Source organism: Desulfofustis glycolicus DSM 9705 (genome assembly GCF_900130015.1).
Taxonomy (GTDB): Bacteria; Desulfobacterota; Desulfobulbia; order Desulfobulbales; family Desulfocapsaceae; genus Desulfofustis; species Desulfofustis glycolicus.
In genome coordinates, this window is sequence record NZ_FQXS01000001.1 from 458530 (window position 1) to 480052 (window position 21523).

Annotated in this window: 16 protein-coding genes and 1 pseudogene; 6 read left to right on the forward strand and 11 right to left on the reverse strand. The window is 53.0% G+C overall.

The window, feature by feature from the left end; translation table 11 throughout:
* Window positions 1-97 precede the first annotated feature (97 nt).
* From BUC26_RS02190 to gabT, 4 genes are all read right to left on the reverse strand, one after another.
* Window positions 98-937, reverse strand: coding sequence for an EFR1 family ferrodoxin (locus BUC26_RS02190; protein ID WP_073373173.1), 840 nt, complete (start codon window positions 935-937; stop codon window positions 98-100).
* 190 nt (window positions 938-1127) lie between these two features.
* Window positions 1128-2141: an NAD(P)-dependent oxidoreductase gene (locus tag BUC26_RS02195; RefSeq protein WP_341864980.1), complete on the reverse strand. Its 1014-nt coding sequence runs from the start codon at window positions 2139-2141 to the stop codon at window positions 1128-1130.
* Window positions 2068-3828: an aldehyde ferredoxin oxidoreductase family protein gene (locus BUC26_RS02200; protein WP_073373175.1), complete on the reverse strand. Its 1761-nt coding sequence runs from the start codon at window positions 3826-3828 to the stop codon at window positions 2068-2070. Before BUC26_RS02200 ends, BUC26_RS02195 begins: the two co-directional genes overlap by 74 nt.
* 116 nt (window positions 3829-3944) lie before the next feature.
* Window positions 3945-5255: a 4-aminobutyrate--2-oxoglutarate transaminase gene (gene gabT / locus BUC26_RS02205; protein ID WP_073373176.1), complete on the reverse strand. Its 1311-nt coding sequence runs from the start codon at window positions 5253-5255 to the stop codon at window positions 3945-3947.
* A gap of 447 nt (window positions 5256-5702) precedes the next feature.
* On the opposite strand from gabT, the gene BUC26_RS02210 reads away from it, so the two are divergent.
* The 4 genes from BUC26_RS02210 to BUC26_RS02225 all read left to right on the forward strand — a co-directional run bounded on the left by BUC26_RS02210 (window position 5703) and on the right by BUC26_RS02225 (window position 11082).
* A complete protein-coding gene (locus tag BUC26_RS02210; RefSeq protein WP_073373177.1) occupies window positions 5703-7262 on the forward strand; it encodes an aldehyde dehydrogenase family protein in 1560 nt (519 codons plus the stop codon).
* Between the two features lie 662 nt (window positions 7263-7924).
* On the forward strand, window positions 7925-9232 hold the full coding sequence (locus tag BUC26_RS02215) for a TRAP transporter large permease (protein WP_073373178.1): 1308 nt from the start codon (window positions 7925-7927) through the stop codon (window positions 9230-9232).
* A gap of 119 nt (window positions 9233-9351) precedes the next feature.
* Window positions 9352-9903 (forward strand): TRAP transporter small permease subunit, encoded by a 552-nt coding sequence (locus BUC26_RS02220; RefSeq protein ID WP_073373179.1) that lies wholly within the window; start codon window positions 9352-9354, stop codon window positions 9901-9903.
* Between the two features lie 123 nt (window positions 9904-10026).
* Entirely contained in the window at window positions 10027-11082 is a 1056-nt protein-coding gene (locus BUC26_RS02225) for a TRAP transporter substrate-binding protein (RefSeq protein WP_073373180.1), read from the forward strand.
* A gap of 127 nt (window positions 11083-11209) precedes the next feature.
* On the opposite strand, the gene phnX is transcribed toward BUC26_RS02225, so the two are convergent.
* The 5 genes from phnX to xsc all read right to left on the reverse strand — a co-directional run bounded on the left by phnX (window position 11210) and on the right by xsc (window position 17419).
* Window positions 11210-12043, reverse strand: coding sequence for a phosphonoacetaldehyde hydrolase (gene phnX / locus BUC26_RS02230; RefSeq protein ID WP_073373181.1), 834 nt, complete (start codon window positions 12041-12043; stop codon window positions 11210-11212).
* Between the two features lie 62 nt (window positions 12044-12105).
* Entirely contained in the window at window positions 12106-12780 is a 675-nt protein-coding gene (locus tag BUC26_RS02235; RefSeq protein ID WP_073373182.1) for a GntR family transcriptional regulator, read from the reverse strand.
* A gap of 131 nt (window positions 12781-12911) precedes the next feature.
* Complete coding sequence (gene ald, locus BUC26_RS02240; RefSeq protein ID WP_073373183.1) at window positions 12912-14027, reverse strand: alanine dehydrogenase; 1116 nt, start codon at window positions 14025-14027, stop codon at window positions 12912-12914.
* 108 nt (window positions 14028-14135) lie between these two features.
* Entirely contained in the window at window positions 14136-15530 is a 1395-nt protein-coding gene (locus tag BUC26_RS02245) for an aminotransferase class III-fold pyridoxal phosphate-dependent enzyme (RefSeq protein WP_143165880.1), read from the reverse strand.
* 110 nt (window positions 15531-15640) lie between these two features.
* Complete coding sequence (xsc, locus tag BUC26_RS02250) at window positions 15641-17419, reverse strand: sulfoacetaldehyde acetyltransferase (RefSeq protein WP_073373219.1); 1779 nt, start codon at window positions 17417-17419, stop codon at window positions 15641-15643.
* A 661-nt stretch (window positions 17420-18080) separates the two neighbouring features.
* Between xsc and BUC26_RS24355 the strand changes: the two genes are divergently transcribed.
* Window positions 18081-18212 carry a hypothetical protein gene (locus BUC26_RS24355; protein WP_279626258.1) on the forward strand — a complete coding sequence of 44 codons (132 nt, stop codon included), beginning with the start codon at window positions 18081-18083 and terminating at the stop codon, window positions 18210-18212.
* A 92-nt stretch (window positions 18213-18304) separates the two neighbouring features.
* Window positions 18305-19828 (forward strand): glutamate synthase-related protein, encoded by a 1524-nt coding sequence (locus BUC26_RS02255; RefSeq protein WP_073373184.1) that lies wholly within the window; start codon window positions 18305-18307, stop codon window positions 19826-19828.
* A 341-nt stretch (window positions 19829-20169) separates the two neighbouring features.
* On the opposite strand, the pseudogene BUC26_RS24480 reads toward BUC26_RS02255, so the two are convergent.
* Together BUC26_RS24480 and BUC26_RS02270 are read right to left on the reverse strand one after the other, a co-directional pair.
* Window positions 20170-20310, reverse strand: a pseudogene (locus BUC26_RS24480) (IS3 family transposase); the annotation flags it as partial.
* A 386-nt stretch (window positions 20311-20696) separates the two neighbouring features.
* Window positions 20697-21523: reverse transcriptase domain-containing protein (locus BUC26_RS02270; protein WP_244155758.1), on the reverse strand; the 827-nt coding region annotated here is incomplete at its 5' end.

The window sequence follows — 21523 nt, forward strand, 5'->3', positions numbered from 1 at the left end:
TATCGAAACCGCTTTCAGCAAGTAAAAATAGGGACAGCCCCCTTTTGCGGGAACTGTCCCTATTTTTTTCGCCATCTCACGGAATGAGCTGGTACCGTTACATAAACATCTCCGTTTTCGGGTGTTCATCCATGGTTCGGGCCCGTTCACGAATACGCGTGTCAAGCATACTGAGATCGTTGGTAAAGGCATCTTCCGGACAGATACGGAGGCATTTAAAGCAGCAGATACAATTATCGGCAAACTCGGGATACGGAGCCAGCGTGATAGCCCCTACCGGGCACTCCTCTGCACATACGCCGCATTGCGTACACTGCTCTTCGTCCACCTGCTTGGCCGGCATGTTCGTCTTCGCTTTGGCGAAAACGACCTTGGACATTTCCGTAAACGCCTGCGGCGGTTGGTACGCCAGCATCTCCAGAGGCAGAGCCGGCACCGGCGAAGCGGCCGAGAATTTGTCGACAACCCGTTCCACCAGATCGGTGACCAACCGGTCATCCGTCTCGTCCGGATGATTCTCGCCGAGTGGATTTTCAAAACGCCACATCATCGAATGCTCTGCCAGCACCTTAGCGGCGCCGATGACCCCGTAGCCCCGTTCCTGAAGAGCAACACCCAGGTCGTGCAAGGCGATGCCACTGCTCGCTCCGCCCCAAGTGACGAACGGTACCGCATGCCCACCGGTCGCCAGCGGCAGGCTGGCAATAAACTCCAGCACCGGTGGAATCACCCGGCTGAAGTAGACCGGCGAACCGACAAACAAACACGACCGGTCATTCCCGAGACGCTCGAGCACATCGCTCTCCAGGCCAGATTGTTTGGCCAGATCCACCGATACCACCTCAACACCCTTGCTCTTCAAGGAAGCAGCAATAACCTGGCCGACATGATCGGTCGAACCACTTGGTGACATTGAAACAACAACCGCGAATTTCATAACGTTTATCAACCTCCTGGATGTAGTTTACGGACATTCGCACAAAACATAATGCGACGATTCGCAGAAAAATGCAAGAGGTCCGTGCTTTCGGAGTACCATATATCTTGGCAAGACCGGAAAATACCTATCAAAAAACTCTCTCTGAAGAACGGAAGCCATCAAGGAACGGTCGACCGACTCCCGCCTTTCAGCCGGGACCGGCGATATCTTCCATATTGTTGATCCTGGCCAGTACCTTGTAGAGCCCCTGGGTGCCGAGGTCTTCGTAGCCCATCGCCTGAGCGACAACATAAAACTGATTCACCAGCGCCAGTCCGGGCAGGCTGAGGTTGATGCGTTGCGCCTCGGCCAGGGCGATACCCATGTCCTTGACAAAATGCTTGATGTAAAATCCCGGATTGAAATCGCCGTTGGCGATTCTGCGGCCGAGATTATTGATCATCCACGAACGTGCCGCCCCTTGACCAATCACGTCGATGACTGCATCAAGGTCCATGCCCATTCGCTGCGCATAGAGCAACGACTCAACCGTACCGATCATCGTGCCGGCGACCAGTATCTGGTTGCACATCTTGGTATGCTGGCCGGCTCCGGCATCGCCCATATACGAAACGTTCCCGCCCATGACCTCGAAGAGCGGTTTGACCCGCTCGAAAACATCCCGCTCGCCGCCGACCATGATCGCCAGCGTTGCTTCCCGGGCTCCGACATCGCCGCCCGAAACGGGTGCGTCCAAAGCGGTCACCGATCGCTTAGCGGCCGCCTCGGAGACGGTCCTGGCCAGTTCCGGGCTCGAGGTGGTCATATCGACCATGACCATCCCGGGCCGGGCTCCGGCCAAAACCCCGTTCTCGCCGAGCAGAACACTCTCCACATCGGGCGGAAAGCCGACGATGGAGAAAACGATGTCACTGTTGCGCGCCACCTCGCGTGGTGAGGAGCACCACTCTGCACCTTTGGAGACCAGGTTGTCGGCCTTGTTTTTCGTTCTGTTGTAGACGTTGAGTTGATGACCGGCGTCAATCAGATGGCCGCACATGGCGTTGCCCATCACGCCGGTGCCGATCCAGCCAAGTTTCATCTTTTCCATCGTACCCTCCTTCTCTTTTCTGTCGTGTTTCGTCTGCTTAGCGAGGAACTCCGGCTTCGTTCCACCCCCGGATTCTGTAATAATCCTGGAGCATCTGCTCCATTTCGGCAGCCGTCAAGGTGCCGCCCTCGGGCAGCGCCTCCTTGTGCAACCGTTCCGGTAATCGATCGTCCCGGGCGGTCAATCCCTCACGGATATTAAACCGCCTGGTCATGTCGGTGATATGGGCCGCTCTTTCGGTCAGAACGTTCTTGGGGTAGGGTTGACCGGTGATCAGCTGCATCGTCCGTTCCAGTTCCCCCCAGCTGTAAAGATCCCGGTAAAAACGGCAGAGAACCAGTGTGTCGAAGATATTGAGCCGGTTCTCATAATCGATGAGCATCTCAGCCTTGCCGTCGATTTGATCCGGCGGGATGAGGCCCGACAATTCCGGTTTGTAGAATGTCGTCCGCAAGTGGCAGGCGCCGCGGGGAGCCGTACCGAACGTCAGGCCCATGCCCTTCAGTTTGCGCGGATCATATCCGGCCGGCTCCAGGCCTTTGACATGAATGGCCAGGTCCTCAAGGGCAAACGTCCGGGCAGTGGCGATGATTCCGTCGGCTAGCGTGTTACCGATGCCCTGGCGGGCCGCGATAGCCTCGATCAGCGCGGCCGTCTGATCAACATTGCCGTATTCGATCTGGTATTCGATCAGCCCGCGCTCCCGTGCCTCCATGAGCAAAGCGCAAAGATTGCCGGCGGTAATCGTGTCCATGCCGAGTCGGTCGCAGAGATCGTTCAAATAGGCGACCTCTTCCATCTCCTTGATCATGCACAATCCGCCAAATGAGAAGATCGTCTCATACTCCGGCCCCTCCAACTCCAGTCCGGTGTGGCGCCCCTTGCCGATTTTGGCGAGACGCCCGCAGGCCATGAAGCACTTGGCGCAGGCATGGGGTTTGACCTCATGTTCCTGATGAAATGTCTCCCCGCTGATCTGCTCCCAGTGTTCACATGATCCCTGGCTCCAATACTTGGCCGGAAAGGCACCGGCATGATTCATCAAGCCGACCATCATCGTCGTACCCATGGCGCGGTACGCCTTGACACCCGGATGCTCGTAGTTGGCCTTGCTGAACGCCTTGGCATATTCGGCTATGCCGTCGGGATCGGCATAGCTGCGCCGCCGATCGCCTTGAAACACGATGCCTTTGACCAGCTTGGCGCCGAGTACCGCCCCCACTCCGGTTCGACCGGCGCACCGCCATTTGTCGTTGGCGATGATGGCATATTTCACCAGCGCCTCGCCGGCCGGACCGATTACCACTGCGCCGGGCCGGCCGAAGCCCTCGCAGTTCGGGGCAAACTGTTTTACCGCCTCTTCGGCAGCAAACGTCTCCATTCCCCAGAGATCCCCGGCATCATGGAAATTCGCACCGTCCGGATGAACGGCCAGCACCATCGGCCGGTCCGCCTTGCCGACCAGAACGATCGCATCAAAGCCGGTCGCATCAATGGCCTCGGGAACTTTGCCGCCAGAGTAAGATTCGCTGAAGAACCCTGTGAGGGGGGATTTGGTGAACACCCCGTAACGGCTGCCACCCCACAGTCTACCGCCGCAAAAGACCCCCGTGGCGAAAATCAGATGATTTTCCGGCGCTAGCGGGTCGATCCCTGCCGGGTTTCGCTCCAGCAGAAGATGGGTCGCCAGACCTTTGCCTCCCAGGTTCACCTCAAAAAGGGCGTCAGGCACCTGTTCAATGTTAACCTTCCGGTTGTCGAGGTCGATGGTCAGGATTCGATGATAATAGCCTTGCATGATTGTCCTCCTGCGATGACGGTGTGGCGCCTCTGCCGCTGGCGTCGGTTTCCGTCAACTGGTCCGGGGCGCTATCGCCTTATGCGAGTGGTGAGCGCCCCGAACAGTTACTCGTATTATCCGCTGATTGCGGCAAATCCTTTTTCTATAATAGCAAGCCCCTTCTCCAACTGGTCATCGGTGATAACCAGCGGCATCAAAAATCGCAGGACATTGCCATAGGTGCCACAGGAGAGGATAATCAGTCCGTGATCGAAACAGTAGGAGGCCAGCACTCTCGTCTCTTCCGCCGCCGGAGCTTTTGTCTGTCGGTCTTTGACCAACTCCATAGCGATCATCGGCCCGAGGCCACGCACGTCACCGATCAGGTCATAGCGTTCCTGCAGGGCCAGGAACCTGCTTCTCAACGTCTCGCCAAGAGATTCGGACTTGGCCAGCAGGTTTTCCGACTCGAAGATATCGAACACCGCCAGCGCGGCCGCGCAGGCAACCGGATTGCCGCCGTAGGTCCCGCCGATTCCCGACGCATGAACGGCGTCCATTATCTCTTTTTTCCCGACAACGGCACTGAGCGGCATGCCGGCAGCCAGGCTCTTGGCTGTCGTGACAAGGTCCGCCTCAACCCCGTAATATTCCATGGCGAACATATGGCCGGTTCGACCGATGCCGCTCTGGATCTCGTCGGCAATCAGCAGTATCCCGTATTTTCGACAAATCTCCTCCAGTTTCCGGAAATATTCCTGCGGTGGCGTGATGAAACCGCCTTCTCCCTGGATCGGTTCAAAAATAATAGCCGCCGTCTGTTCGGCTGCCACATGGTTGATGAAAAAATATTCCAGATGATCGGCGCAGGCAACATCGCACCCGGGATATTCCCGATTGAACGGGCACCGATAACAATTTGCAAACGGCATCCGGTAGACTTCAGGCGCAAACGGACCGAGACCGAGTTTGTAGGGTTTCAGTTTCGAGGTCAGCGTCATGCCGAGCAACGTTCGGCCGTGAAAGCCATTCTCAAAGGTGATAACGGCCGGCCTCTTGGTGTAATATCGAGCAATCTTCACCGCGTTTTCCACCGCCTCCGCACCGCTGTTCACGAACATGGCGGCCTTGGGCGTGTCGCCCGGCACCGCGGCACACAATTTTTCCGCCAAGTTGACCGCAGAAGCATAGGGAGATACCATGAAACAGGTGTGGGTGAATTTCTCCGCCTGATCCTTGATTGCTTTAACCACCTTCGGATGAGAATGGCCGACGTTCATCACGGCAATGCCGCCGCCGAAATCGAGATACTCCCGGCCTTCCACATCAACGACCACTGCTCCGCGCCCATGGGAAACATAGATGCCGGTAGCGCTGGAGACGCCTTTGGCAATAAAAGTGGAGCGTTTTTCTTGCAACTCTGCATTGGTCTGTGCCTGTGCCATCGATTCACCCCACGATTTTAGAGTAGTTTGTCCAAAAAACAGATACCGTTGTACCCTTCCCATGTTACCACAAGCATGTAACGAAATCCCAAACAACCGCTGGACAGACGTTAAATACTTGATATCATTGCTCATTATTCCGCAAAAGGGGCTATGCATGAGCGATGACCGGTACACACTGTCCCTAGGAAAAATCTTGACACTTAGGCTGGTGTCTGATATATCAAATATTAGTTATAAAGAAACAGCGCAAGCGCACATTGGACAGGCACAGAGACTTCCATAGGTCTTTCCCCTATGCCCATGAGGACCCTATGCTCCTTTTCCCCTCGCTCATCCCCCCTCGTCTCACACCTGCTAGTAGTGGCGCTTTTTTCACACCATCCACGGGAAGCAGCACACCCGAACAAAAAAAGCCCAACCGAACTGAGTAAAGGAGCCTGAACCATGTCTGAAATCAAACTAAACAATCCGGTCAAGAACTTTATTCACGGAGAATGGATGGAGGAGACCGGCGTCGAAATGGTGCCGGTCTATAACCCCTCAACAGGAGAACAAATCAGTGCGGTCCCGCTGACCTCCGAAAAAACCAGCCTGGAAGCCGTCGATTCGGCATACAGCGCCTACGATCCCTGGCGCAAACTTTCTGTTGCCAAGCGAATGGCGTATCTCTACGACCTGCGGCAAGCCATCATCGATCATGAAGAGGAACTTGCCGTCATTATCGCCACCGACCAGGCCAAACATGTCAGTGAAGCACGCGGTGAAGTTCGCAGAATTGTTGAGATATTCGAAATGGCCTGCACTATTCCGGCACTGCTGCAAGGTGAAACGTTGCATGGTATTTCCACCAACATCTCCGGTCGTATCATCAAGGAGCCGTTAGGCGTCTTCGGCGGCGTGGCGCCGTTCAATTTTCCTGCCCTCGTCTTTGCCTGGTTCGTTCCGTTTGCCATCGGCGCCGGCAACACCTTTATTTTTAAGCCGTCCACGCAATCTCCCCTGTTCATGCAGAAAATCGGTGAGCTGTTTCAAGCGGTCGGACTGCCGAAAGGAGTCGTGAACATCGTTCATGGAAACCGCTCCATTCCCGGCACCTGGTATGAACACCAGAAAATGAGCGGTGTCTGTCTGGTCGGCTCAACCCCGACCGCCAAGAAAATGGCGGAAGCGTGTGGTCGAGGAGGCAAACGCAGCATGCTCCTAGGTGGCGCCAAGAATATCCTCGCCGTTATGGAAGACGCCCAGGCGGATGTCTTCATCGATAACTTCATCCACTCCTGCTTCGGCTCCGCTGGCCAACGCTGTCTTGCCGGCTCCATCGTTGCCGTCGTTCCGGAAATTTACGACTCTTTCGTTGAAAAAATGATAGCCGCCGGCAAGAAAATCAAAATCGGCGACGCCCTCGATCCCGACGTCTACATGGGACCGGTAATCTCCGCGCAAGCCAAGAAAAAGATCGAACAGTATATCGAGATCGGCATCAAAGAAGGATCCAATCTGGTACTTGACGGTCGCAATCCTGACATACCTGCCAAAAACAAGAACGGCTACTTTGTCGGCCCGACCATTTTCGAAGGAGTCACCCCATGCCGGACCATCGCCAAAGAGGAAATCTTCGGACCAGTCATTTCGGTCATGAAAATCCGTGACCTCGATGATGTCCTGGAGATTATCCGCGCCCAACCGTTCGGCAACGGCGCCTGCATTTTTACGCAAAACCAATATTACACAGATCAGTTCATTGCCGAGGCCAATGTCGGCATGGTAGGAGTCAACGTCGGCATTTGTGCGCCTCACCCATACCTGCCGTTCGGAGGCATCAAAGATTCTCACCTGGGCACCAACAAAGTCCAGGGCAAAGACGGGATCGACTTCTTCACCCAGAACAAAGTGGCCACAGTTCGGGTTGCACCACCGTCCGGAACTTACGTTGCCGGAGAGTCGGCCAGCGCGTCCACCGAAAAGAAGGCAAGCCCCGCTGTCAGGAGCTGCGTGGCTCAATGATCGGGAGTCTGGGATATATGCATGCGTAAACCGCTCCAGTGATACGTTAAGAGGCCAGAATTGATTATTATTAATGAATTTGAAAGCTCCTATTATTATTCAGGGAAAGCTCGGTCTGACGCCGAGGAGTATTTTCCCTGCTTCCAAATGGCTCTAATGCGTCGTACAATGGAAGCATTCGCAACAAGGTAGTATATACAACGAACAGAAAACCAGAAACCACCCCTGAACTCAACACGCACAGCGAAACTTTGTTGTTTCTTTGCTAGTTCACTGCTGAACTGGCCGGCGCACAGCGGCCAGTTCAGCAATCGCCTGAAATGGGGGAAAGTGATGCAGATGCTGTTAAAGAAGAACGAGGCCCAAGCTGGCTCAGGCCATCTCCCGTTGGCAGTTCAAGCATCCCCCTTCTCCTCTCTTGTCGTATACACTTTAAATCCAACCATTCACTGCCTGAAACTGGCCGGCAAAACTCGTGTCGCTCGGTTGCCGACTTCCGCAATACGGGCCATGAGTCGCACGGTTATTCGCACTCGAGCACCTGCCGTTCTTCCGCGACATCATATATGTTCATCTCCTCACCCACCATCCGGGGAAAAAGAACTCGCACGGGTAGAGCTGAACCCTGAGCTGAGAGGAACCAAAACGAGAAAGGAGAAACCGTGAGTATCGAAATCATCACCGCGCTATACTTTTTGAGCCTGTTTTTCGTTCTATTTCTCGGGCTCCCAGTTGCCCTTGGTTTAGGCGGCATCGCAGTTATTTTTGCCTTAATTTTCGAACCCCGCTCTTTGTTGGCCATTCCCAGCGCCTTTCACTATACCCCGTGGAATCACGTCCTGGTCACCATCCCCCTCTTTCTCTTCATGGGCAGTCTCATTCGTTTTTCCGGTATCGCCGAAGCTGCCTACGATGCTGTATACAAGCTGATCGGCCACATCGCCGGTGGTCTGGCAATGGGGACAGTTGCTGTCTGCACTATTTTTGCCGCAATCACCGGCATCACCCCACCGGCGACAATCACTATGGGGCAGATTGCTTTCCCTTCGATGATGAAATACAATTACGACCGTGCTATCGCCATCGGGTCAATCGGTGCCGGCGGCGCTCTCGGCGCCCTGATTCCTCCAAGCGTACCGTTCATCTTTTACGGCCTGCTTGCCAAGGTATCGATAGGTGGATTGTTTCTTGGCGGTGTGCTGCCGGGATTGATGCTCGCCAGCTTCTACATCATCTATATTGGTATCCGTTGCAAGATCCAACCGCATATTGGACCCGCACTGCCATCTGACGAAAAGTTTACCGTCCGCGAAAAAGTCATTGCCGTTTTCAATATCTGGCCGTTCGTCGTTCTCATTCTCATCGTGCTCGGCGCTATCTGGGGGGGGATTGCTACGCCATCAGAAGCTGCCGCTTTCGGTGCCGCCGGAGCCTGCTTTATCAATCTTGTCTATCGCAAGCTGACCTGGCAGGTATTGCAAGAATCTTTGGAATCAACCCTGAAACTAACCGGTATGGGGTTGTGGATTTTGATCGGTGCGAATATTTACTTGAACATCTTTAATTCCCTCGGATGTCAAGAAATCGTAACCAGACTCGTCCTTGGCATGCCGGGTGGTGAGAACGGCGTTCTGTTGATGATGATGTTCATCATCCTCCTGCTTGGCATGTTTATGGATGACTGGGCTATCATCATGCTCTGCACCCCTCTCTTTCTCCCAATTATTAATGAGTTGGGCATAAACAAGCTATGGTTCGGGGTCCTGTTCATCGTCAATATCCAAATCGCTTACCTGACCCCACCTTTCGGGTTCGTTCTTTTCTGGATCAAGAGTATTCTACCGCCGGATGTTACCATGGGGGATGTCTACAAATCTGTCGGTCCATTCATCGTCCTGCAGGTGATTGGCCTTACTCTCATTTTCTTTTTCCCGGCGATTGCCCTCTGGCTGCCATCTCTGATGAACTAACTTGCAAATGAGAACATGTATGCACATGAAGGGAAATCGAACATTTCACAGCGATCCGTAAAGCACACGTTCGATACCCAAAAAAATATAAAGCGAATTATCGCCCGGTGGAGGAACCCATGAAGGTCTGGAACATGGTTGAAAAAACCGTAGATATGATATGTGAGGGAATGGGTCGGATCGGTTGGCTTCTTATCCTGTACTGTATGATTTTCGGCGTGAGCGACGTTTTCTTCAGATATGTACTCAATTCGCCGTCCCTATGGATCGCCACTACTTTGCAGGTAGCTATGGTTCTTATAGCCTGTATGGGAGGGGCCTATTCTCTGAATTCCGATAACTTTGTGAAGCTTGATTTGTTCTACGCTCGATTTTCGAAAAAAAAGAAAGCCATTTGCGATATCATAACCGTTCCGATCTCGTTTCTGTTCCTTGGCGTTCTAATCACAAAAGGCTGGGATGCCGGCATGCTCTCGCTCAAGTTGAAACAGGTTACGCCCACCAGTGTTCCAATCCCTCTCTATCCAATCAAAATACTTATTCCTATAGCGGCAGTTATCGTGCTGCTTGTGGTCTTGAAGAAATTAGTCAATGACATTATCACCATTCTTTCCAAGGAGGATTATGAAGTAGACGTTATAGCCGATTTTTCCAAGAACAAGGTTGATTGATTCACTACTCGCTGCAAACCTGCTAAGAAGTGGCCAAATGACAGTAACTGGGAGGAAAAGCTGCTTTAACGTTAAGGCCGTTTTTCTCTCGAATATCAAATAGGATAACAGGAGGAAAAACACATGAAAAAGTGGTCTATCAAATTGCTGAGTGCGCTGTCTGCTATAGGCATCTTGGCTATGGCTGGTTCCACTATCGCCGCAGAGGAATACGGCCCCCCGGACAAGGTAACTACGTTATTGTTTCAACCTTGTTTCGATCAGTCTGACGCCGGTTGGTCGTTAGGAATCGTTCCGTGGGCCAAGGCGGTTGAGGAAGCAACACAGGGAACTGTAAAATTTCAACTGGAGCCCGCCGGGGCCATAACGAGCGGTGGTGAAGCATTCGGAGCAACCGTCGCAGGTATGATCGATGTTTACGCAGGATGGGCTACAGTATATGGTGGTGACATGCCTGAAGGCATGCTGGCTTTCGGCATGGCCATGGGCGCCAATAACTGGCGTGATGCTTGGGCCGCCATGTGGGGTGATCCGAAATACCGTATTGGAGAACTGGTTCAGGAGGCCGCCAAAGAGCGCAACCTTCGCTGGGTAGGGTGGACGAGTCAGGGTCCCAACTCCATGTTTACCAAATTCCCGGTAAACAAGCTCGAAGACCTTGCCGGCAAGAAGATGCGCGCCGGAGGTCCCCAAGGACTCTTCCATGAGGCGGTGGGGGGCGCACCGGTTTCAATGGGTGGAGGTGACATATACACCGCTATCAGGCTCGGCACCCTCGACGGTACTTACTGGGATACCGGTGGAATCGACGATATGGCTTTCCATGAAGTCATCAAATATGCGAGTCTGCCTGGCTGGTGTCCAGCCCAGCACCAGGAAATCTACATCAATCTCGACAAATGGAACTCTCTCAACCAATGGCAGCGAGACCAGATCGACAGCATTTTCATGCCGACCTACTTTGAGACTAGCCGTCTGCATTGGGAAGGTGTCAACGAGGCTTTGGAGATCCTGAAGGGAGCCGGTGGCGAGGTTATCCAACTCTCCGATGAGGAAGTCAAGCGGATGCGTGCACGCTCGATAGAAGTTGTCTGGCCGAAGGTTGCCGAACGATCCGAGCGCAACGCAAAAGGTGTTGCCCTGTGGAAACAATACCTCGAGGACATCGGCGAGTTGTAATCCGATCTAAAGAAAGAAGTCTGCTGATTCGTTCTTTTCGCTGAAACACCGCGTCCGGCCCTCCTGCCTCAGGAGGTGCCGGACGTGTCATTTTGGCTATCACCACGTGCCTCGCCGGGGGCCTTTTTTACGGGAACTCTCCCCGCCGCAGCCGGTCGTCAACTGCATCAATCACTGGCTGCAGTTCGGCAACACTTTCGACGACATAGTGCGCGCCCGCCGCCAGCAGGCTGCGCCGTGCTGCGGCCACCAGATTGACACCATCTTCATCCTTCAGTCGGGCAAACTCCGGCTGGGACAAACCGCACAAATTCCCGGTACGGGAAACCCCGATCGCCCAGACGCCGGCATTTGCCGACGCCTCCATGTCGACCACGGTATCGCCGACGTTGACCACTCGTCGCGGGGGGTACACATGCAACCGTTCCATCAGGCGATAAATCATCCACGGCGCCGGCCGACCGGCGGGGACCGCCGAGGCGGATATCGAAACATCAGGGACATAGCCCTGTTCTGCGGCAGTTTTTTCAACAATATCAGCTGCCTCCTGAAAATATCCGGTTGAGGCACCGATTTTGAGACCGCGTTCGCGCAATTCCCTTACTGCATCAGCCACCCCATCAATAACTGCGCTATATTCGCGGAGAGTTTCAGAGAGCAGCGGAACAAAAGCGTGATACAGCCCATCGATATCAGCATCGGTTATCGCCCGGCCATGGACGGATCGCCAGGCGTCAGCCACCCGGTCGATGGCGGCAAGCGCCGCAATGTGATCCCGTTTCTCCAGTCCCATTGGGCCCCGGGCCTCGGCCATAGAAATTGACACGCCATAGTCCTTGAATCCCTGGACAAATGCGGCTGCCGGCGCGCGGCAACCGTGATCGACGGTGGTGCCGGCCCAATCGAATATGACGAGTCCCACGCCGGCAACCGCCTGACCCGCTGTTGCATGTGCTTTCATAACGGTATGTGCTGCACGAAACGGCAGCCTAAAAAGGAAGAGAAAGAAAACGCGGGGGCTCTTTAGCCGGCAAAACCGTTTTTCTCATAGAAAGCGTAAATGAATTCCTTTTGGAACTCAAACGACCAATGCACATCTTTCAAAATACGGATAGCTTCCGCGCTGTTGCCCTGTTTCAGGAATTCGATGAACGATTGGTGTTCCAAACAATTTCGGTATTCCCACTCGGGATTATACTTTTTTCGCGGGAAATCGTAGAGGCGATGCTTTATCGGCAGAATGAACTTCCTGAGAGGCCCGTTGGTCGAGATGTTCACATAGACATTGTGAAATTGCAGATTGGTCTTAAAAAACGTGGAAAAGTCGTTTGCCTTGATGTCGGTAAACATCACATCATTGAGCATCTCCAGCTGATCGATATGAGCCGGGGTAATCTTATCGATGCACTCTTCGATAATAAACGCCTCTACCAGGCCAATCGCATCATACGCACTTCTGACATCCTCGAGGGTGAGTTTGTTGACCAGCACGCCCCGGCGGGGAATGATCGTCACAAATCCCTCGAGTTCTAGATGGATGAGGGCGTCTCTCAGCGGAGTCTTGCTAATCCCGAGTTGATTGGCTATTCCGCCGATATTGATGGTCGATCCTGGAAACAGATCGCCTTCATTCATCTGTCGGCGCAGATAATCGTAAACCAACTCGCTCAGAGACGAATAATTCAGCGTATCAGTCATCAACGGTGCCTTGGATACCGGGAATGTCACACTTTCCTGCCCTACATACCAATAGTGTCACAGCAATCTAAACGATCCTGAGCACATGTCAAGGAAACAGGAAAGTATGACATCGTTATCCACAAAGCAGATCAGGAAAGAAACGTATCAACCGGCGTATAATCAAGGCCGAATGCTTCGGCAACCGCTTGATAGGTCACCGCTCCGTGAATCACATTCGCTCCCAGTTTGATCTCTTCATTTTCCTGCATCGCCTTTTTCCAGCCCTTGTTGGCTATCTGCACGGCATAGGGCAGGGTGGCATTGGTCAGGGCAATGGTCGAGGTACGGGCAACCGCTCCCGGCATGTTGGCGACGCAGTAGTGAAGCACGCCATCAACGAAAAAAGTGGGGTCTGCGTGCGTCGTGGCCTTCGATGTCTCGGCACAGCCCCCCTGATCGATAGCCACGTCGACGATGACCGAGCCCTTTTTCATATCGGGCAGCATATCCCGGGTGATCAGTTTCGGAGCTTTTGCGCCGGGAATCAGGACCGCACCGATAACCAGGTCGGCTTTCCTCACGTATTCACGCAGAAGAGCCGGGTTGGACATAACCGGGATACAATTAGCCGGCATAATCTCATCCAGATAGGCGAGCCGCTCCAGATTGGTATCCAGGATGTAGACCATGGCGCCGAGCCCGCAGGCCATTTTCGCGGCATTGTAACCGACGACACCGCCGCCGATAACCACCACCGTCGCCGGCGCAACCCCTTTGACACCTCCGAGCAATACCCCGATCCCGCCCTGGGGCATTTCCAGGCAGTGAGCGCCGACCTGCGCCGCCATCCGGCCGGCGACTTCGCTCATCGGTACGAGCAGGGGCAGGGAGCCGTTTTTCTTTTCGATGGTCTCATAGGCAATATTGACCGACTTTGCTTTGATCAGCGCTGTGGTCTGCTGCTCATCGGCGGCCAAATGCAAGTAAGTGAAAATAATTTGATCTTCACGAATCAAGTCGTATTCAGACGGTTGCGGTTCCTTGACGTGCATGACCATGTCGCAGGCGCCATACACCTCAGCCGGCGTACCGGCAATGGTGGCGCCAGCGGCCCGATACTCGTCATCCTGAAAGCCTGCACCAACGCCGGCCCCGGACTCCACGAGAACCTGATGGCCGTTGGCGATCATGGTGGCAACACCGGTGGGGACCATGCACACACGCTTTTCCATTACCTTGATCTCTTTTAATATTCCAACTTTCACAGGTAACCTCCGTAGACGTAGATTATGACAAACGGATCAGGGGCATCCCGCTGGCTTAAACCCCGACGGGATGCTCCTGATGAACTCCAAATAAATGTGATGCAGCAACTAGATACCGATCTCTGCCGCTTTCCGCACCGCGTCGACCAAGCGGTCGATCTGCTCCTTGGTGACAATCAGAGCCGGAGCGAAATTCATGACCGTGTTGAGCCCGGTAATACTGACGTTGGTCCGACCGACAATGACGCTCTGGGCAAATACGTTGCCGACGATTTTGGCCATCTCCGCTTCGGAAACCGGCTCCTTGGTGACTTTGTCACGCACGAACTCGACACCGCAGAACAGGCCGACACCACGGACATCGCCGACTATCGGCAAATCGAGCAGCTCTTTCAGTCGATCAAGCAGGTAGACGCCCATTTCCCGTGAACGCTCCACCAGGTTCTCTTCCTCAATGATTCTCGTGGTTTCCAGGGCAGCCGCCATCGGCCCGGCACACCCGCCATAGGTGCTGATATCACGGAAAAAGTTCAGACGAGTCTGGGGATCGGCCGGATCGTTGACGAACAAGTCGTAAATGCATTGTTTGACCACCACGGCCGAAAGTGGCTCATAGGAACTGGCCAACCCCTTGGCCATGGTCACGATATCGGGATCTACATCATAGTGCTCGTGTCCCCAGAACTTTCCGGAACGGCCGAAGCCGCAAACGACCTCGTCCATAATCAACCACACATCATATTTCCGGCAGATCTCCTGGACGATCGGGAAATACTCAGGAACCGGCGTGAGAATACCGCCACCGGCGGTAATTGGTTCGACAATCAGGCCCCCCACGGTTTCCGGGCCTTCCTTTTGGATGATATCATCTATAACTCGGGCACATTCGATATTGCACCCCGGGTAAGACTTGTCGAACGGACAACGGTAGCAGCAGCAGTGGGGAAATTCGACAAACCCTTCAACAAGCGGCTCGAAATCTTTTTTCCGCTCGCTCTGGCCCGAAGCGCTCATCGCTCCAATGGTAGTCCCGTGATAATCCCGGTCACGGTAAAGAATCTTGATCTTCCCTTTGCGTTCCGGAACGAAACGGGATGCCTGGCGCAGCAGCTTGAACGCCTTTTCGTTGGCTTCCGAGCCGCTGTTGGAAAAATAGACCTTTCCCATCCTGGGTAGCTTCTCGAGCAGCTTCTGGGCAAACTTGATGGCCGGGACATTGCCGTAAACACCGGCAAAATAGGGCATTTCCTTCAACTGCTCGTACACGGCCCTGGCCACCGACTCCCGTCCATAACCGACGACCACACTCCAGACACCACCCGAGGTGAAATCGAGAAACTCCCGCCCTCTGATATCGGTAACCACCAGTCCTTCGGCCTTGACCGGGATGAGCTGTTCTGCGGCCTCAAAGACCTTGTGCGGCTTGAGATGGTGCCACAAGAAGTCTTTATCGCCTTTCACAATCTCTTCGGTTTCGTATTCAAGCACCTTCATTTTTCCCATGACACTCACCCCTTGTTATTATTGGCACGCTTGGGTATCGAATCGTTCGGCGCCTCATTATCCACTGCCAGGGCGCCGAACGAGTTCACCTCAAGACAACCACATTCTTTCTAGGCCCCTTTTTGCGGACGCATATCTTTCGGGTCGATCCCGGCAACAGGTACCGGCGCCTTCATGGCATCGCGCCGGAACGGCTCACCGAGTTCCTGGTTGACCAGTACCTCGATAAAGGTGGTCTTACCGTCTTCCATCTGTCCCTTGATTGCCGCGTTGAGTTGCGACGTCAACTCTTCCATCGACGTGGCCTGGACCCCTTCGAGGCCGCAGGCACGGGCAATCGCAGCATAGGAGACATCGGTATCGAGTTCGGTACCGACGAAATTGTCGGCATACCAAAGCGTCGTGTTCCGCTTTTCAGCACCCCACTGATAATTCCTGAAGATCAGCATGGTGATCGGCGGCCAGTTGTTGCGGCCACAGACGGTCATCTCGTTCATGGAAATGCCGAAGGCGCCATCTCCGGCCATTCCGACGACCGGCACATCCGGCCTGGCGATCTTGGCGCCGAGAATTGCAGGAAAGCCATAGCCGCATGGCCCGAACAGACCCGGGGCGAGATACTTGCGTCCCTCTTCAAAGGTCGGGTAGGCATTGCCGATGGCGCAGTTATTGCCGATATCGGAGGAAATGACGGCCTCTTTCGGAAGCGCTGCCATAATGGCGTTCCAGGCCATGCGGGGGGACATTTTCTTCGGTTCGCGGCTTCGGGCCCGCTCATTCCATGTGGTACCTGGATCATCGGCTTCATGGATCAGGGTTTTCAGTTCTTCAGCCCACGTCGCCTTGGTTTTGGCAATCAGGGCCTTGCGCTCGGCACGGTCGTTATCACCGGCCGTAGCCGACAACTTGCCAAGGATGCCGTTTGCCACCTTCTTGGCATCACCGACGATGCCGACCGTTACCGGCTTGGTCAGGCCGATCCGGTCGGGATTGATATCGACCTGGATAATGGCTGCATCCTGCGGCCAGTAATCGATACCATAGCCTGGCAGCGTGGAGAACGGATTGAGCCGTGTACCGAGGGCAAGCACCACATCGGCCTTGGCGATCATTTCCATGCCTGCCTTGGAACCGTTATAGCCGAGCGGTCCGGCAAACAGAGGGTGACTGCCCGGAAAGGCGTCATTGTGCTGATACCCGCAGCATACCGGAGCATCGAGGCGCTCGGCCAGAGCCATCGAGTCTTTGATGCCGTTGCCGATAACCACCCCGGCGCCGTTGAGAATAACCGGAAATTTAGCATTGGACAGCAATTCTGCGGCGCGGGCGAGGGCGTCGTCCCCTCCACCGGGGCGTTCGAATTCGATAATAGCCGGCAACTCGATTTCGATTACCTGCGTCCAGAAATCACGGGGCACGTTGATCTGCGCCGGCGCCGAGGCACGCTTGGCCTTCATGATGACGCGGTTGAGCACTTCGGCAATACGTGCCGGTGTGCGCACTTCTTCCTGATAGGCAACCATATCCTTGAAAACCGCAAGCTGCTCGACTTCCTGAAAACCGCCCTGGCCAATGGTCGCATTGGCGGCCTGCGGGGTCACCAGCAGCAGCGGGGTATGATTCCAGTATGCGGTCTTGACCGGTGTAACAAAGTTGGTGATGCCGGGGCCATTCTGCGCGACGATCATTGACATCTTACCCGATACCCGGGTGAAACCATCGGCCATCATGCCGGCATTGCCTTCATGGCCGCAGTCCCAAAACGTGATACCGCCCTTGGGAAAGAGATCTGAAATCGGCATCATCGCCGAGCCGATGATCCCGAAGGCATGCTCGATGCCATGCATCTGCAGGACTTTGATGAACGCCTCTTCGGTTGTCATTTTCATTTTGCCCATATCAACCTCCTCTGAGATATGATGTTTGTTTCTCCGATTACCTGTCGACAACGATCGGAGAATTATCTGTCCGTGCTCCGCTCCGGCCAAACCTCGCTTCGTTGAAACATTTCCTCTTGCCGGCACTCTGTATCAGCCCGAGAACGCGGTGACAAAAGGAAAAAATGAGGAGTTTAAAACTCCCCTATACTCACTGATACATCAGACACCACGACATTGTCAATACAAATTTGTTCCTCTTTCTTCGTTAGCTGACAGCCAACGAAGAAAAGGCTCTCGCATTGTTAGGAAAATTCATCGGCTTAGCGTCTGTCACCTGTAAAAGGAAAAATCATTGCCAGGACGTTGCTTTCATAATCCCGATTCATCCGGCCGCCTTTTTTGGAGGGGAACCGAATCGGAGTTTGAGGAAAATGTGAGATAAGCAGACTGCACGACTTGACGCACACCACTGTAGCTGCGTCGCAGTTGCGCTGTCCTGTTACAAGAGGAACCAACATAAGGAGTTCCCCGGATTGTCGACGTTGAGCCACCGCGACGAAAAAGAAGACAGCTTGACAGAAGACTGGCGTCTAATATATCATACATCAGCCTTCTACCAAGGTCTCTTCAACCGTTGTTATGCAGCAATCTATCATTCGAGGATGTAGCCATGAATTCTTCCCGACTCAGTATGAAATTCCCTTCCCAGAAAGACATGATTGCCGCCGGCGTTACCTATATGAAGCGCTACATAGATGCTATGGACGAGACTTTCCCCTTGCCGGAAAAGACGACTAGGTAATGGGCGAATACTGTGTGACATTTTTGATTCAATTCAGGAAGGCTTGCTGGAAACCGTTTGCTTAACGAAAAATATAATGGAAGGGTTATGTTATGTCATACTCACCATCTTTGAGTTCCGGTTTTACCTCTGCAACTAATCGGAGTCGCTTTATATCACCGCAGTCTGGCATGTGTTCCTTTTGTACGGAAGATTGCACCGGTACTTGTGAACTGGCACAGGCTGCGGTTTTGGGATCAAAAACCGTTTATCCCATGACCACCGGAACCAATCAGATTGCATCGGAAAAAGACTATCCGATAGACTTTTCACATTTTAACATCAACGGCCGAGTGTTTGGTGCTCAAGGCGTGAACGAAACCTCTGAAGAAGCCACCATCTTCAATGTAAACCTTGAATGCACTTACGGAAACGTTAACCTCGTTACAATGACAATGCCGGTCATACTTCCAGCTCTGATTAAGCTCAACTGGCAGGACTATTTTGCCGGCGCTGCAATGGCCGGGGTCACCTGTGTAATTGGTGAAGAAGCCAGAAATAATGATGCAGATCTGCAAGTAAAAAATGGGAGGGTAGTAAATTTTCCGCTATTGGGCAAGGCCCTTGAATGTTTCCGTAAATATGACCGAGGCTATGGTCAAATTGTTTTACAATCCAATATTGAAGATAATCTTATGGGGGTGCCCGAAATTGCCGTTGAGAAATATGGCGTACAGGCCATTGAAATCAAGTTTGGCCAATCGGCGAAAGGTACCCAGCCAGTCAGACGGATGAAGGATATAGAGACCGCGCGTAGAAGGCAGCAACTCGGAGATTTGGTATATCCCGACCCTCGAGACCCTGCCATAGAAAAAGCTTACAATGACGGAATCTGCCCCAATTTCAACACCTATGGCAGATTACCGTTGTGGACTGAAGATTCCCTAAAAGAACACATCGCTAAATTAAGAAATTCAGGTGTCCTGAATGTCTATTTCAAAATGGCCGGATATGACAGGGGCGACTTAGAACGTTTGCTGCGAATCGCCTGTGTGGAAAACATTGACATGGTTACTTTCGATGGTGCAGGCGGTGGTTCCGGTTACAGCCCCTCCAAGATGATGAACGAATGGTCTTTACCGACTGTTTGCTTGGAAGATGCTGTTGTCACTATCTGTAAAAAACTTAGAAAAGAAGGGGCTCATTTACCAGCGATAATAATGACGGGCGGCTTTGCAAGCGAAGATCAGGTCTTTAAAGGGCTGGCTTATGGCGACGGCCACATTCGTGGTATTGGCTTGTGCCGCGCGGCCATGGCTGCTGCTATGACTGGGAAGAAAATAGGTGAGCGGATTAAAAGCGGCGACGTCCCGCAACAGTATAAAGCATATGGTTCAACTGCTGAGGAAATATTTGGCGACCTGCCTGATCTGCGTGCACTGTATGGTCCCAAAGCAAATGCATTTCCTCCAGGCGCCATCGGCGTTTTCTCGTATCTTAACAAAATAGCCTTTGGTTTGAGGCATTTTGCTGCATTGAATCGTAAATTCAATTTGGCTCTTTTGGACAAAACAGATCTCATACCGCTTACCAAAGAGGCGCGATCTCTTATGAACAACGAATGGTTCATGTTTTAGTTGAATTACAATCCGGATGCCTAGCGGTTTTGTGCGCCGCCAAAGAGCTGAGACTGAGAAATCAACCCTATCTAAATCCTGGCTGGATTCCTCTCTCATAGAGATCAGCATTGAGATGTCAAGACCTCTCATGGTTCATAGCCGTCTTCATGAAAACACCGACAGCATCCGCAATGTCGTCAAACCCCTTTTCAACGAGCAGTTCCACTGCCAGGTCAAGTTGGGTGCACTCCTCTTTCAGATCATCGTTTCTCCTTTCTGTTTGTTCCCGAACAATTGAACACGAAAAGAATAAACGATGGCCTACTTGTGGTTGGTCGTCAATAGTGGGCACAAACCCCCTACGTAGCTTTTTGCATTTGGTAAAACCGGCATTCATAGGTGGCCGATGAAAGATAACCAAGTTTCTTCTGCTTTCTCTGACGGTTGTAAAGGATTTCAATGTACTCCTGGATATCACACTTCGCCTCCTGCCTAATCTGGTAATGCCGGTGGAAAAATCAGCTCGGTTTTCAGGATGCCCGAGAAGCTTTCAATAGGGGCGCTGTTGTAACAATCGCCACAGCGGCTCGCGGACCAAATTCCTTGTTTATTCAGTTGCTCTCATGGCGTAGCCGACGACTTCGCCGGACAGGTATCCTTGTGGCCGGCAAGGTAAAGCCACCCCTCATTGGCGGGAATGTAGGGGGGAGTAGACCGCAGGAATTTCACCTGCAACCCCTCCCAGGTAGGGTCGAAGGCTGGCGCGGTACTAAAGGCCCGTTTCCAACCTCCGCCTCGACAAACCCAGCGTGCGGATTTCCCGCACTGGGCTTTCACTGTCACTTTCACCTCAAGGTTTATGTGACCTATCACACTGGCAGCACTTTCACGCTTGGTAGTAACGGACTTTGTAGTCATTATACAGCCCAAAAGCTTCATACAGCCAAGCCCTACTCCACCTGTTCCAGCCGAAGCCACGGCGTTTTCTGGCATACATTAAATGTCGTCTGATCTTTCTCTCCACCCAGTCTTTAACATAACCAAAGCATCGGCTGGAGTTACCAATTCGGAAATAGTTTGCCCAGCCCCTTAATATGGGATTTATGAGGTAAACAACCCGATCCACAGGTTGGGACTGGTATCGGCGGAATACATCCTTTAACTTATGCAGCAAGGACGTCCGTGCTTTCATGCGAGGAGTAAACCGTACGCCCCACATTCCACGGCGTGTCTTCATCCGCCGAAAATCAAAGCCCAGGAAGCTAAACGACTCATCCCGGGTAAGATCAACTATCCGGGTCTTTTCTTGATTCATCTGAACATCCAACTTTTCAAACTCTTCCAAAAGCCGCTTGTGAGCAGCTTCTAACAGCCATTCCCACTTTCTGTAACCATCAACCAAGATTATAAGGTCATCAGCGAAACGCGCATATTCAATATACGTGAACCTACCGTGGCGGGTTACTTCCTTCGCCCGTTCCAGCATCTTATCCACCTCGTTGAGGTAAATGTTACTGAGCAAAGGCGAGATAACACCACCCTGAGGAACGCCTCGAGAACCACCTGCTTTCAAGATCAACTTCAGTAATCGCATGACATCGTCATCATTAACCCGCTCGGCTACTTTCTTTAAAAGCATGTCATGCCGAACGTTATCAAAATAAGAACTCAAATCCAAATCAATGACGCGAGTCTTGTTCTTTACAACTGCTG

Bases quoted from the DNA above. Each gene is read 5' to 3' on its own strand.
- BUC26_RS02190 (WP_073373173.1), bottom strand. From the start codon at position 937: ATGAAATTCGCGGTTGTTGTTTCAATGTCACCAAGTGGTTCGACCGAT.
- BUC26_RS02255 (WP_073373184.1), top strand. From the start codon at position 18,305: ATGTCATACTCACCATCTTTGAGTTCCGGTTTTACCTCTGCAACTAAT.
- BUC26_RS02220 (WP_073373179.1), top strand. From the start codon at position 9,352: ATGAAGGTCTGGAACATGGTTGAAAAAACCGTAGATATGATATGTGAG.
- BUC26_RS02225 (WP_073373180.1), top strand. From the start codon at position 10,027: ATGAAAAAGTGGTCTATCAAATTGCTGAGTGCGCTGTCTGCTATAGGC.
- phnX (WP_073373181.1), bottom strand. From the start codon at position 12,043: ATGAAAGCACATGCAACAGCGGGTCAGGCGGTTGCCGGCGTGGGACTC.
- BUC26_RS24355 (WP_279626258.1), top strand. From the start codon at position 18,081: ATGAATTCTTCCCGACTCAGTATGAAATTCCCTTCCCAGAAAGACATG.
- BUC26_RS02200 (WP_073373175.1), bottom strand. From the start codon at position 3,828: ATGCAAGGCTATTATCATCGAATCCTGACCATCGACCTCGACAACCGG.
- xsc (WP_073373219.1), bottom strand. From the start codon at position 17,419: ATGAAAATGACAACCGAAGAGGCGTTCATCAAAGTCCTGCAGATGCAT.
- BUC26_RS02245 (WP_143165880.1), bottom strand. From the start codon at position 15,530: ATGGGAAAAATGAAGGTGCTTGAATACGAAACCGAAGAGATTGTGAAA.
- BUC26_RS02235 (WP_073373182.1), bottom strand. From the start codon at position 12,780: ATGACTGATACGCTGAATTATTCGTCTCTGAGCGAGTTGGTTTACGAT.
- gabT (WP_073373176.1), bottom strand. From the start codon at position 5,255: ATGGCACAGGCACAGACCAATGCAGAGTTGCAAGAAAAACGCTCCACT.
- BUC26_RS02210 (WP_073373177.1), top strand. From the start codon at position 5,703: ATGTCTGAAATCAAACTAAACAATCCGGTCAAGAACTTTATTCACGGA.